General features: G+C 58.7%; 7 protein-coding genes and 7 pseudogenes. 5 read left to right on the top strand and 9 right to left on the bottom strand.

Translation table 11 applies throughout. The annotated features are described in order from the left end of the window. The first annotated feature begins 20 nt into the window (after nucleotides 1-20). Together A7X65_RS26380 and A7X65_RS42090 are read left to right on the top strand one after the other, a co-directional pair. On the top strand, nucleotides 21-2426 hold the full coding sequence (locus A7X65_RS26380) for a DUF3141 domain-containing protein (protein ID WP_063690566.1): 2406 nt from the start codon (nucleotides 21-23) through the stop codon (nucleotides 2424-2426). Nucleotides 2427-2692: 266 nt separating this feature from the next. Further along, nucleotides 2693-3841 (top strand): hypothetical protein, encoded by a 1149-nt coding sequence (locus A7X65_RS42090; protein ID WP_145669459.1) that lies wholly within the window; start codon nucleotides 2693-2695, stop codon nucleotides 3839-3841. 142 nt (nucleotides 3842-3983) lie between these two features. Here the strand turns inward: A7X65_RS42090 and A7X65_RS26385 are convergent. Together A7X65_RS26385 and A7X65_RS26390 are read right to left on the bottom strand one after the other, a co-directional pair. After that, nucleotides 3984-4605 (bottom strand): annotated as a pseudogene (locus tag A7X65_RS26385) (ATP-binding protein); the annotation flags it as partial. Nucleotides 4606-4938: 333 nt separating this feature from the next. Then, a complete protein-coding gene (locus A7X65_RS26390; RefSeq protein WP_245323854.1) occupies nucleotides 4939-5511 on the bottom strand; it encodes an IS5 family transposase in 573 nt (190 codons plus the stop codon). A gap of 156 nt (nucleotides 5512-5667) precedes the next feature. On the opposite strand from A7X65_RS26390, the pseudogene A7X65_RS26395 reads away from it, so the two are divergent. Continuing rightward, a pseudogene (locus tag A7X65_RS26395) lies at nucleotides 5668-6705 on the top strand (IS481 family transposase). A gap of 457 nt (nucleotides 6706-7162) precedes the next feature. Here the strand turns inward: A7X65_RS26395 and A7X65_RS26400 are convergent. The 4 genes and pseudogenes from A7X65_RS26400 to A7X65_RS26410 form a co-directional block, all read right to left on the bottom strand. After that, nucleotides 7163-7405, bottom strand: a complete 243-nt coding sequence (locus tag A7X65_RS26400; protein ID WP_063690568.1) for a hypothetical protein — start codon at nucleotides 7403-7405, stop codon at nucleotides 7163-7165. Between the two features lie 199 nt (nucleotides 7406-7604). Beyond that, nucleotides 7605-7874: pseudogene (locus tag A7X65_RS40915) on the bottom strand (transposase); the annotation flags it as partial. After that, a pseudogene (locus tag A7X65_RS43920) lies at nucleotides 7871-8407 on the bottom strand (transposase family protein); the annotation flags it as partial. The pseudogenes A7X65_RS40915 and A7X65_RS43920, both read right to left, overlap by 4 nt. Before the next feature lie 190 nt (nucleotides 8408-8597). Next, nucleotides 8598-8855 (bottom strand): annotated as a pseudogene (locus A7X65_RS26410) (transposase); the annotation flags it as partial. A gap of 165 nt (nucleotides 8856-9020) precedes the next feature. Here A7X65_RS26410 and A7X65_RS26415 point away from each other — a divergent pair. Next, the gene (locus tag A7X65_RS26415; protein ID WP_028156488.1) at nucleotides 9021-9281 is read left to right on the top strand and encodes a SemiSWEET transporter; all 261 of its coding nucleotides are present in this window, start codon (nucleotides 9021-9023) and stop codon (nucleotides 9279-9281) included. A 255-nt stretch (nucleotides 9282-9536) separates the two neighbouring features. Here the strand turns inward: A7X65_RS26415 and A7X65_RS40925 are convergent. Continuing rightward, a pseudogene (locus tag A7X65_RS40925) lies at nucleotides 9537-10118 on the bottom strand (helix-turn-helix domain-containing protein); the annotation flags it as partial. A 258-nt stretch (nucleotides 10119-10376) separates the two neighbouring features. Then, the gene (locus A7X65_RS26425) at nucleotides 10377-10799 is read right to left on the bottom strand and encodes an efflux RND transporter periplasmic adaptor subunit (protein ID WP_063690575.1); all 423 of its coding nucleotides are present in this window, start codon (nucleotides 10797-10799) and stop codon (nucleotides 10377-10379) included. A 546-nt stretch (nucleotides 10800-11345) separates the two neighbouring features. Between A7X65_RS26425 and A7X65_RS42095 the strand changes: the two are divergent. Beyond that, nucleotides 11346-11526, top strand: a pseudogene (locus A7X65_RS42095) (transposase); the annotation flags it as partial. On the opposite strand, the gene A7X65_RS42100 reads toward A7X65_RS42095, so the two are convergent. Beyond that, nucleotides 11456-11884, bottom strand: a complete 429-nt coding sequence (locus A7X65_RS42100; protein ID WP_145669463.1) for a hypothetical protein — start codon at nucleotides 11882-11884, stop codon at nucleotides 11456-11458. The pseudogene A7X65_RS42095 and the gene A7X65_RS42100 overlap by 71 nt on opposite strands. Nucleotides 11885-12752 lie beyond the last annotated feature (868 nt).

Consider the following 12752-nt stretch of genomic DNA (forward strand, 5'->3'; position numbering starts at 1 on the left):
AGAACAGAGGAGGCCAAGCCATGTCTGACTCTTTCCACCGCTCTAATGCGGCCGAGTCGATGAAAGCGCAACGTGCTGAACTTGAACTTGAACTCAACCAGAGCCCATTCAGAATCTACGCTGATCGCACAATAGAGGTGGGTACCAAGACCATCAACGTATTGCAAATGGCGTGGACACTGCGGGCCAAGCGCAGCTGTGAGATGGCTTTCTTGCACCTGTCCGAGTTTTTGGCAAGCGGCGAACGTCTGGCCAAAGATCTGTTGAACCTCCAAGAGGACGGACGGTTTGAACTTTCCTGGCGCGAATACATCCGCGACGTCGGCGAGCGCACCATATTGCTAATGGATGTTCTCCGAGAGAGCGGCGACATCTTCCTTGAACATGAGGCGGCGGGCTCTCCACCCGCCCTTTTCTACGAGTACGAGACGATTATGGACGGACGGGATCTTCCTGTAAAATCCAACTTCGTATTGCTACGCATGATCCCGCCACAAGACGTTACCGTCGATTACTCGCGTCGTCGGCCCTTTGTTATCATCCCTCCCCGTGCGGGACACACCGCGGGTGTCGGGGCCCACGCAGCGGATAGTCAGGTTGGCGTCGCATTGCGTGAAGGTCATCCCGTTTATCTGGTGTCCTTCCGCCGCGAGCCGGAGCCGTATCAGCATCTCTCTGATGTCGCCTATGCGGAAGCCGCCTTTGTTCGGGAAGTCATGCGCCGGCATCCGCGTGCCCCTCTCCCCGCAATCATTGGCAACTGCCAAGCTGGCTGGGCGACCCTCGTCATGGCCGCGACAAACCCTGACTTGACAGGCCCTATTACCATCAATGGATCACCGGTGTCAGCTGTGTCGGGGAACATCGGCGACAACACCTTCCGCTACATTGCCGGCATATTCGGCGGAGTCTGGATTCCAATGTTTCTGTGCGATCTTGGCAAGGGAATGTTCGACGGCGCAAATCTCATACACAATTTCGAATTGCTCAATCCCGAGCGACTATTCCTAAAGTACACCGACCTTTTTCGCGACGTGGATACAGCGCGCGAAAGCTTCCTTGCAACAGAGACGTGGTGGGCCAGCTTCTGTCTGCTGCACGAGAACGAGATCTGCTGGATTCTGGAAAACCTGTTCATCGGAAACCGACTTGCCAAAAACAAAGCCTATCTAGCATCAGAACGTCAGCACGTGGATCTCAAGCAGATCAGGGCACCGATCATCGTGTTTGCCAGCCATGGCGACAACGTTACGCCACCCCAGCAGGCTCTGAATTGGATTACAGATGCTTACGAGAACGAAGAGGAAATCCGCGCCCGCGGCCAACACATTATCTATATGGTGCATAATGAGGTCGGGCACCTCGGCATCTTCGTCTCGTCGAAAGTTGTCAATCGGGAGTTTAAGCAAGTCGCAACCACTCTTGAGGCGATCGAAGCGTTGATGCCCGGGCTCTACGAAATGTGCGTCACGGATATTCAGGAACATGATGGACGAAAAGACTACAGCGTAGAGCTAGTCCAACGCAGCTTCAAGGACATCCTGGCATTTAACGACAATTATCGCGACGAGCGTCCTTTCGGCGCGGTGGACCGCGCATCGCAACTTCAGGCACAGGTCTATCACACTGTTGCCCGCCCATTCGTTAGAGCTGCAGTCACGAAACTGACGGCCGAAGCCGGTCGAACTCTTCATCCGCAACGTTTGTCGCGAGCGCTACTCTCTTCGCAAAACCCGATGCTCGTCGGCCTCAAGTCCCGAGCTGGGCAGGTTCTTAGGTCTCGAGCAAAGGCCAGAGCGGATAATCCATTCTTGGTTGCGGAAGCGCTGTATGTGCAACATATCGAACGGACGATCGTCTTCTGGCGCGACATGCGCGACACGATCTATGAGCTGGTGTTCCACAGCATGTGGAATACTCCTTTGCAGGACTACTTTGGTAGTCGCTACGAGGTGAATACGAGGCAAACGACACTCGAAGAATTGCGGTCGCGCCCTGACGTTTGCTTTGCACTCAAGGCGATCACAACCGGCGGCTTCATCGAAGCGGTCGTTCGTATGATGACGCTGCTTGTCAACGATCGCGGTGGTATTCGCCGCGATCGTCTGGACCGCTGGTCACGCGTTCTAACGCAGGACGAGCCGTTCCGCTCTCTCGCGTCTGACCGCCTGAATGCAATCACTCGCCGGCAGACCATCATTGCGATCTTGGAGCCGGAACGAGCAATCGAGACGTTGCCATTGCTACTGGACGACTCTGAGGCACGACGCCGGGCCTATCTCGTCTCATGCTATATACCCGGCCCGGTTGCGGAAATGTCGCCAAGCACAACCGCCCTCTTACGGCGGTTCGCTCAAGTCCTTGACCAGCCTCCCGTCGCCGGCGATGTAACGGAAGATCCGTTGGCGGAAATGGGGCGCGAGTAACGCGCCGATGGCTTGGCGAGGCGCCACCGCGTCGAGAGGCAACGAAGCGCTGTCCGGGAGCTCGGAGTAACTGAGACATGGCGCACCTATTGACGGGAATGCTCGATCATCCTGCACGCGAACCGTATGGTGCTGGCCGGATGCCTGGGTGCTAAATCGAAGGAGGGCTGAAGAATCAAGAATGAGATTTGAGGAAGGAAGGGGCGTGTACGGACGTTCCCCCCGCCTACTTTCCGGGTACTTCTTTCGCCGCTGGAAACCGCAGAATGGAGGTTTTCCTCTCGGACCACGATACCATCCGAGCCGAGCTGATGTACTTGGGGTCCCTTGGCGCCCGACTCTCCGGCTCAAAGCCGCATAATCAACTTGTTGAGCACGTCAAACAGCAGTGGGTAGATTTCGGTATGCGCGTTCACGAGGACGTCTTGCATTTCGATCGCTGGAGCATGACTGCAGAAAACCCGAACGGTCTGGGCCTTGTGATCGACGGACGCGACGTAGCGATCTCTTCCGTCTTTCCCTACTCCGGGACCACCGGGCCCCGAGGGACCGAGAAGCAATTGCACAGATTGCGTGGCGCAATACCGCGATGCGCCAAAGCGCGCGGATGCATTGCTGTCCTCGAGGTCCGCAACCATGAGTTTCCGTTTAGTGCGGTGGTGAAGACGTGGGATCGGGCGCGTGCGTGGGGCAAGACCACTATACCGCTACTGCCCGCCACACTCGCCGGCCTCGGTCTAGCGCGTGCCCGCAGAGCTGGTGTCGAAGCGGTGATATTCGCCTGGCGTGGCATAAGCTCCCCCAACGCCCGAGGACAGAATTTACCATTCACATTGCCCTACCAGAGCATTCCAGCCGTCTTCGTAGCTGGAGAGGAGGCCGACTTTGTGCTGGACGCCGCCTCTCGGTGCAGGCAGGGGGTGCTCGTCCTTGACGCGGTGATCGAACCACCTCGGCGCTCGAGAATGCTGTGCCCCCCCCTAAAACACTGCTACGGGCCGACAGGCAACCCTGAACCCGAATTGCTCTATGCCTCCAACCCGCAGCTGAGGGCGCTCGTCGAATCAGAATGGCGCACAGCCGCGCAAGCGCCGAGAGTATCGGCCCCAAACGCGCTCATTCAGTTCGGCGAAGGCCAACCGCTCTATTTAAAAGGCATCCCCAACATCGCCCTCGTAACCGTGCCAAAGTACCTGCTAAGTACCGAACAGGGCGACTACGTCGATATCACTCTGCTGGACAGACAAGTAAACAGCTTCGCGCGGCTCCTGCAACGAATCGACGCCATGCGCACCAATGAAATTGGCACCGTCAAGCCCGTTACGCGACTCGCAAAGACGGCTGCCGCGCTGCGCGCGATTGGTATTCTAGTGGTTCATCACGGCGATTTTGACAATTTTGGTGTGGCTGGATAGGCGCGGCCGAGTTTGGCGCGAGCTTTATCTGCCATGAACATCCATTTGAGTCATTCGGCATTGGACTGGGACCTCGGATCGCCATCTCGGAGCTGGCCGGAATAGCGGAGACAAGACGAGCCCGGGTAGATTGATCGTCGTCTCGGGTTTTGAAGCGCCAGCTGTCATTGCCGGTTTCAACGATGTCGCAGTGGTGGGTCAACCGGTCGAGCAGCGCGGTGGTCATCTTGGCATCGCCGAAGACGCTCGGCGATTCGCCAAAGACGAGATTGGTGGTCAAAACGACGGAGGCGTGCTCATAAAGCCGGCTCACGAGGTGGAAGAGAAGCTGGCCCCCGACTGGGCGAAGGAAAGATATCCAAGTTCGTCCAGAACGATGAAGTCCATCTGGGGTAGATTGACGAGGTCGACGACATTATAAAATGGTCCCCGGGCGCCGGATCGGACGCAGCTCCTGGCGATTGCGATGGCAAGATGGGACTTGCCGGTTCCCGGTACCGCCCGCCAGCACGACGTTGCATTGCTGGGCGATGAAGCCGCCGCGGGCGAGATCATTGAGGAGCGTCTGATTGATCGGCGTGCCAGTCGAACTGGAAGTCGGCGATGTCCTTCGCAAGCGGCAGCTTGGCAATGGTAAGCTGGTATTTGATCGGTCGGGCCTGCTTCTCGTTGATCTCGGCGGTGAGCAGATCTCCGACAATGCGTTGGAGTTCATGCTGGCGTTTGACAGCAGTCGCCATGATCTCGTCGAAGGCAGCCTTCATACTGTAGAGCTTGAGCTCGCCCAAAGGTCGAAGATTTGGGTCCGTGCATGCGAATGATGTGGATTGCGGAGGATGACGGCGAGGCTGCTCACGCCAACCTTCTTTCCGCAGAGGCCGCGGAAGTCTTGTTGGTACAAGTGATCAGTGAGGGGATGCCGTGACCACGATCCTGTCCCATACCGCGAAAGCGTCTCCTATGAACGGTGCTCGCGCTGGATCGGGAAGTTTCGGCTTGCCGCCACCCTGATCGAGGTAACCGACGAATGCGCGAAAGGGATAAAGACCTTGCTTGAGGATTCCTCGAAGGCCCTTGATGACTTCTTAGAGCCTGACTCAAAATTGCATTGCTGTTTTTATCGCTGCGATGCGCCTTGTCATGAGTTGGACGGAAGCGAGGAAGAGCCAGGCAGTTGCGCTTTCGATGGTTCGCTCGAAATCCTTGGCCAATCTGCGGTTGCGGCCGAGCCAGGCAAAGGTTCGTTCGACCACCCAGCGGCGCGTAAGCACCTCGAAGCCCTGTGCGGCATCGGAGCGCTTGATGATCTCGACAGTCCACCGGCCGATTTTTTCCAGCACCGCCTTGAGCTTTTCGCCGGCATAACCGCCATCGGCGAAGATATGGCGCAGCCAGGGGAAGCGGTAGCGAATGCTGCACAGGACATCTGGCGCGCCATCGCGATCCTGGACGTCGGCAGCATGAACGATCGCGCCGACCAGGAGCCCTTGGGTGTCGGTGACGATGTGGCGCTTCGACCCTTGATCTTCTTTCCCGCGTCGTAGCCGCGAGGGCCGCCACCTTCCGTGGTCTTGACCGATTGGCTGTCGATCACGCCAGCCGTCGGCGAAGCCTCCCGGCCGATCGCCTTGCGCGCGAGCATCAGGAGTGCGTGGTTGATCGATTGCCACAATCCGCTGTCGCGCCACTGGTAGAAATTGTAGAAGTTTCGACTTAATCTTACAGCATGGTTCGAAACTGGCAGGGAACGGAGCTGCGGGCGAGCGGGAGCGCTGACCCGAACGGGAGCTCCCGCGCAGCCCGCAGCGTCTCACAGGAGACGTCCCATGACACAAGAGCAGAAGGTCATTCGCGCGAAGGTGGGCATGCTGGAACTGGCGAAGCAGCTTGGCAATGTCAGCCAAGCCTGTCGAATGATGGGCTATAGCCGCGATAGCTTCTATCGGTTCAAGGAACTGTACGACAAAGGCGGTGAGCTGGCGCCGGCCGAGATCAGCCGCAAGAAACCGATTCCGAAGAACCGTGTAGCGCCTGAGATCGAGGCCGAGGTGGTGGAGCTGGCGATCGAGCAAGCAGCATGGGGCCAGGTGCGGGTGAGCAACGAACTGAGACGCCAAGGTCTGTCGATCTCGCCATTTTGCGTACGCGCGGTGTGGCTGCGTCATGACCTTGCCAACGTCAAGAAACGGCTGGCAGCGCTGGAGGCCAAGATGGTCCAGGACGGCCTGGTGTTGACCGAGGCCCAACTCGTCGTGCTGGAGAACACCAAGTCCGAATAAGAGGCGCATGGCGAGCTCGAGAGCGAGTGCCCCGGCTATTGCGGCGCGCAGGATACCTTCTATGTTGGCAACATGAAGGGCGTGGGTCGGATCTATCAGCAGACCTTCATTGACACCTACAGCAAAGTGGCGTTCGCCAAGCTGTATGACCGCAAGACGCCGATCACGGCGGCAGAGCTGCTCAATGACCGCGTGGTGCCGTTCTTCGATGCGCAGGATATCCCGTTCAGCCGGATCCTGACCGACCGCGGCACAGAGTATTGCGGCAACCCGGAGCATCACGAGTACGAACTGTATCTCGCCGTCGAGGACATCGATCACACCCGCACCAAGACCAAGAGCCCGCAGACCAACGGCATTGTCGAGCGTTTTCATCGCACCGTGCTCGAAGAGGCCTACCGCGTCGCGTTCCGCAAGAAGATTTATCCGAGCGTCCTCGCGCTGCAGGGCAATCTCGATGAGTGGATTGCCGCTTACAATGAGACACGTCCACATCAGGGCCGCTGGTGTTACGGCAAGACGCCGATGCAAACCTGGCTTGACGCGCGGTCTTTGGCGAGGGAGAAATGGCTGCCGGCCGCATGAGGTCGGACATCAGATCTTTGTCGGACACCTGCCGCGCCAAAGCACCGGCTGTCAGCTCAAGTCTTTACTTTTACACGTTAGGAGTACCGGGTCTTACGGATGGCGAAGGCGCGCTCCCTCCTCCATACGTTATCCAATTCAGGATTTTGCATTTCCTCCCTGGGGCTTGTGCCGGCGTCGACAATGCGAGCGACGCTGTCCCCACCACGCGCGCTGCCAGTGAAGTTAGCGGCAGCGCGACTCGGCGCCTTAAAGTGGACCGATGAGCGCTCTCCCTACCGCGCACCGGTAACTTCAAGGGGCGGAAGAAGCTGACGGGGATCATCTTCCGGACGAACGCCCTAGAGCAACTACCAAGACAGGGCGGTGACTTGGCGATCAGTCCCCGGTCGCATGCAGCGCGGGCGCGACTCGCTGGCGAGAGTCTCGCAGGCGTCGCACCCAAATCGGTTGGCACTCACACGTCCCACTCTAGAAGCGTGCGTATGCGCGCAGTGATCTTCCTCGCCTCTTCCGGCCCGAGGCTGGGTTTCAAGTCGTCGAGTATGCCCAGCACCGCTTGAGCCTCCTTGGCATTAAACGTCGCGACTTGGCGATCTACTTGGCTCAAAGACTGATCGGCCGCACGGGCCTGATTGGCTGCAAGCACCGCAAGCGCTTGCGACCGCAGGGACGTGATGTGCCGCTCGAATGTGCGCATTCCGTTGGCCTGTGCTACCTTGTAAGGTGGCGCCGCAAGCGAAGGTGGCCAGTCCCCTCGAAGACTGTGGCTGGCCACCTTGCTCCTGAGAGGTCAAAGTCCCAAGGTGCCACCAATTTGTATCGTCGAGAAATACAGCAGAGCACCTACCTAAATTAGTAGCCGGTCGAATTGACCGCCCCGGTCTAAGAGCCTGACTCGAAATTGTTCGTTCGACCGCCCAGCGGCGCGGAAGCACCTCGAAGCCCTGTGCGGCATCGGAGCGCTTGATGATCTCGACAGTCCACCGGCCGATCTTTTCCAGCACCGCCTTGAGCTTTTCGCCGGCATAGCCGCCATCGGCGAAGATATGGCGCAGCCAGGGGAAGCGGTAGCGAATGCTGCACAGGACATCTGGCGCGCCGTCGCGATCCTGGACGTCGGCAGCGCGAACGATCGCGCCGACCAGGAGCCCTTGGGTGTCGGGAACGCCCAGTCATCGATACCCACAACAAGCAATGGATCCATCGGCATCGCCTTCCGCCGGCGGACCAGCAGCAAGGTATCGTTGCTGACAGGCAGCATGAGCCGCTTGGCGAAGCTTGCCGCCGGCCGGCCCCCGAGCGCCAACCCCAGGTGATGGACGATGTGTTCGAGCCGTGCCGTCCGACGCCGTCGCAGCGGAACGACGTCTTCTCCGAGCCGCTCGGTGAAGATCCGACGGCGACAATACGGCACCTCACATGTGAAGCGCCGCTTGAGCAATCGGAGGGGCACCTTTCTGCCCGCTGATGGCAACTCGGCCACGTGCCGGATGTATCGGCTATGGACTCGGCGCGTTGCTGTCGCGCACAAAGGGCATTGGGCCTCCGCAGCCTCTGACCGAACAGCCAGAATAATTGAATCCTCTGAATCACTTACGCCATCAAAGACCAAACCACTCGGTACTAGCGATGAAATTCGAAAGCCTGCCGCATGGCGCCGATTCTCCGTTGAAGACCCACAGTCGCCGACGCACTTCATCAGAAATGAGTCAGAGCCAATATTGCAGGCCGAATGACAGGCTCGATCCCAACGTCGTCGACCGGGAGGCGCTGGAAGCCCCGCCGTCAACGCGTTGTCCGACACATGGAAACCGCGGCGGCGCGCGCTACGCGAACAAAATAGGCGTCAAGCGCCATTCAAAAGGGCCTCGGCGCTACGCTTACCATCCAGCTGAAGAAGCTCGTCGCCGATCTCTCGCTCGACAAGGAGATGCTGCATGAGTCGCCGCGCGCGCCGTGTCGCCTGCCAGGCGGCGCTTGCCAGCTTCGAGGAACTCCTTGGACCAGCCGTAGTACATCGAGGCTGCGATGCCCTCGCGGCGGCACAGTTCGGAGATATTCTCCTCACCGCGCAGCCGTTCCAGCACAATGCGGATTTTCTCTTCCGCCGAGTAGTGCCGGCGTGTTTGGCGCCGAATGTCCTTCACAACACTCGCTCAGCTCCTTGCGGCTACAAGCGTTTTCGAGCGAAGTGGATACCGGCTCGCGTAAACGCGTCAAAGCCAGACCCTAGAGCCCTTTCCGTTCCGATCGGAACGGAAAAGAAAAGGCTTTAGCCATGATCACCACCGAATCCGTGCTATAGAGCCGACATGGAACCCTTCGCGATTAAGCTGATCGGCTTTGCTGCCGCCACCTGCACCACCGTCGCCTACGCGCCGCAGTTCATCAAGGTCTGGAAGACTCGATCGGCGCGCGACATCTCGCTTGGCATGTTCCTGGTCATGGTGCTGGGCCTGGCGCTCTGGCTCATCTACGGCCTGCTCTCTGGCGACGCGCCGCTGGTCGCCGCCAACGCCATCACGATGGTGCTTGCCGGCGGTATCTTGTTCATGAAGTTGAAGTATGGGTGAGATTGAAGCTGCGTAGAGTGGATTGGCGCGTGAACCCACCTGTGGACGCCCCGCAAGATGCAAGCGGTTTTTGAAGAAGATTGGCACGTATCGGATGCGGCCATCTGTCCGGCCTCTGATACAGCGATGGAGCTGCGGACCCGTATGGGCTCGCGGACCGAAACCAAATCATAAATGCGTGCTCAAGAAGTTGACGTAGAGCCGCGCCGCCGCATAGAAGCGGCTCATCATACGCGCCGTCTCGACTCCATCGAAACTGCCATTGTCCGTCATGACGCGCGTGACGGTGACGCCGAGGCTTTTGTAATACGCCACGGCTGCTTTGAGAAACGGAACAGCACTGTCCGCCGTCTCGTCGGGCTTGATCTCGGAGAAAGCGACGCGAAAGTGGTCGTCAATGCAGACGTGGACGAAATCCCAAGCCGCGCCGCGGCTCTCGTACGGACCACTCGGATCGCCGGTGAAGGTGTCCGACACGCTCGAAACGCCCGAGCTTTTTGATGTCGATGTGAATGATCTCGCCTGGGCTTTTGCGCTCATAGCGGGGTTCCGGCTCGGCTGGCTCCAGGATGCGGCTGACGGTGGCCGGTGAGACCTTGACCCCGGCCGCGATCTGCTTGCCGGTATGGCGCTGCCGGCGCAACACCTCGACGGCTGCGTATGTGGCAGGCGGGGTTTGGCTCGGCGTGAATGGGGTCTGGAGGAGCGATCGCGCAACCCTTCAATACCTTCTGCGCGGAACCGCTTGACCCATTTGGCCACCGTCTTCGGCGAGGTGTTGAACAGCTCAGCCGCGGCGGCTTGGGTTAGCCCGCCCCCGACGGCGCGCACGGTCATCGGAGACGCTAAAGTCTTTCTAAGGCGCCGGGCGGAGAACTGAGCCCGGCTCGAGGGACAGCGCTTTTTCCAATCTCGTCTGGGCGCCCCCCAGATGGACGGTCCTGTCGTCGGCCAAGTAGGACGCGGCCATCGCCGTGTTGGCACCTGCGAGGCAGACCATCGCGGCGACATTTCCGGGGTCGATTTCTAACGCATTGTCCAACGGTCGAGCGGAGAAATTGACGTACGGACGCGATAGACCCCGCCACATTGGGCTCAACTTTCAGATGCCCGCTCGCGACGCGAGCCATCCAGATCTTCTCCGTCAGTTCGCGCCAGTGCTCGCTCAACCGTCACCAAAATTCGATTTCCTGGCGCAACATCTGGAGTGTATCCGAGTTGCACCTCGAGAGCCGCCAGGGCTTGGCGAGCTCCCTCTAAACCTGCGGTCGCCTCATCCAAGACCTGCCGCGCCTCATTCAATCGAACGACCGCTTTCGCACCGGCATCAAACAGCTTGGTCCGTATTGACGGAGGTCGGTCCTCGAGATCTGCGCGCCGGAGCTCGGGCAGCATGTTCATGAGCGCTCGATGTGCGAGCGCTTGCACGGTTTCAGACTTCTCGGCAGCGGCAAGAGCCTCTCGGTAAAAATGTAGCGCCTCGATGACTTTCTCTTCAAGATGGAGATCGTCGCTCAATCACTCATTCTCGCTAGTTGCATCGTGAAGATAACCACCCGCTTCTTCGGTCCTACAGACGCCGCCGGCCTGTGAGCTCGCGATTAACGGGGCATTCAGCTCAACCGCTCGCACCGCTGCGCTAGTAACGCTCATGCGCAAAGTCCCGGCCGCATCAAAAGCTACAACAGTGCTGCACGCCGCTTCGATCCGTCAAATTCATTACGATGCTGCCAACGAAGTCGAATACCTCGCCCCAGTGGCCTCACCACGCATTTCAAACAAATGATGCGGGTCTCCATTTGAGAATTGAAGCATTTATACTCCTCGATGAAGGGCTCTGAGGCCATTTGCAATTTCCTGCGATCATACAACCTGTCGCTACGTGCGCTTCAAGCCGTTTGTGCTCATGCTCAGGGTGATCCTGGACCGGAACACTGGCGGGGCGATTAGGTTCAACGGGCCCGACCGTAGGCTGCAAAGATGATCTGAGGCCGGCAAAGTGGAGCATTTTCGGGCTAGCGTTTTTCGCAGCGATTCCCAGGCTGGGAGGAGCGAAGAGGAGCGATGAAGGCCACGAAGTTTTCAGACGTCCAGAAGGCGTTCTTCTCAAGCAGGGCGCCGACGGCATGTTGCGGAGATTTGCCGCAAGGCCGGTATCACCCAGGCGACCTATTTCAATTGGAAGACCAAGTATGACGGGCTGCTGCCGACAGAGATGCGGCGGCTGAAGCAGTTCGAGGACGAGAAAGATCTGTCACGCACGCGTTCGCTACGGCTATCGCACGTGCCCCGTCCTGCTCCGCCGCGAGAGCTGGCGCCACGGCCAGAACAAGACGCGGCGCGTGTTTGTCTCTCACACACTCGTGTCGGCTTTGATCTAACATCAACAAGCGTCGTGATGCCCAATAGTTGTGGTAAGGACCTGAGGTCAACGCGTCGACGAGATGGCCCGAGTATATCGGCATGAACAGGTCGGCCGCTGTCGCACCGAGGAAGCCAACCAGCACAAATGCAGCGCGGTAGGGCTGGAGCAGCCATTGGCAGAAAAAGAGCGGAATTACCGCGCAGATGGCGATAGGACGCTCGTCAGCTTGAGCGGTCATGCAGTAATCCGGTCATCCTTATCGCGCAGACCGGCTTCATCTGAACTGAACTCCCAGTCGCAAGGGCGCGATCTGACACGGGCATTCGGTCGGCACTCTTCTTCGGGCGAAGCGCTCGGCGCCAACAGTCTAAGCCGCTCCGGACTGCCTCCATGGCTTTCTGCCGAATCCTTGCAGTCTCTTGCAACGGGCAACGATCTCCCTCATTCACATCTTCGGCGCATGTGAGCGTCTGCGAGCCCAAACAGAGTCCAATAGTGTTTCAGGAAAGATCGGATTTCATGACTGCGCGCGGAAAGACCGCACACCCATCAGGTCCGACGTGGCAAGATCGATGTTGCATGCCAGTGTCCCCCGCCTCAATCAATTGCCACGGCTAGTAGTTGACTTGGGGCCCACGCGTAGCCAGACCGACCCGTGGACAGACAGTTGCGCAAAGGCTGAGCGGGTGACAAAAACTTGGCCTCGCGACAGCCATTGTTTCGCGGCTAGAGATTTTGTGTGCCAGGCGATAGAGATCGACAAATTTCGTGGCCTACAGACTTGAGAAGCAGATCGCTCACACGCCAATCTAGACTTTGAACCTCCAAAACCCGGTAACGGGTCGAGTGGCCGTGAGATCGGTTAGCTGTTCCGGCAAAAAACGTCTGCCGCCCATGAGGCCCGCTAAAAGGCGGCGCGATGGGGATTAGAGCAACGAGTGCGAGCAGGAGATTGAGACCCAGACCTCAGGAGATGCCGTCGCGATCCGCAATGTGAATGCATTCCATCCAAACAATCGATTTCACCAATTCCCGTGCTGCCAGGTAGGAAAACCGTTAGCAATTGAGCAACACGGTAGGTTTTCTGTCGGGAAAGCTACGAGGAA

Origin of the sequence: Bradyrhizobium stylosanthis (genome assembly GCF_001641335.1) — a bacterium.
Taxonomy (GTDB): Bacteria; Pseudomonadota; Alphaproteobacteria; order Rhizobiales; family Xanthobacteraceae; genus Bradyrhizobium; species Bradyrhizobium stylosanthis.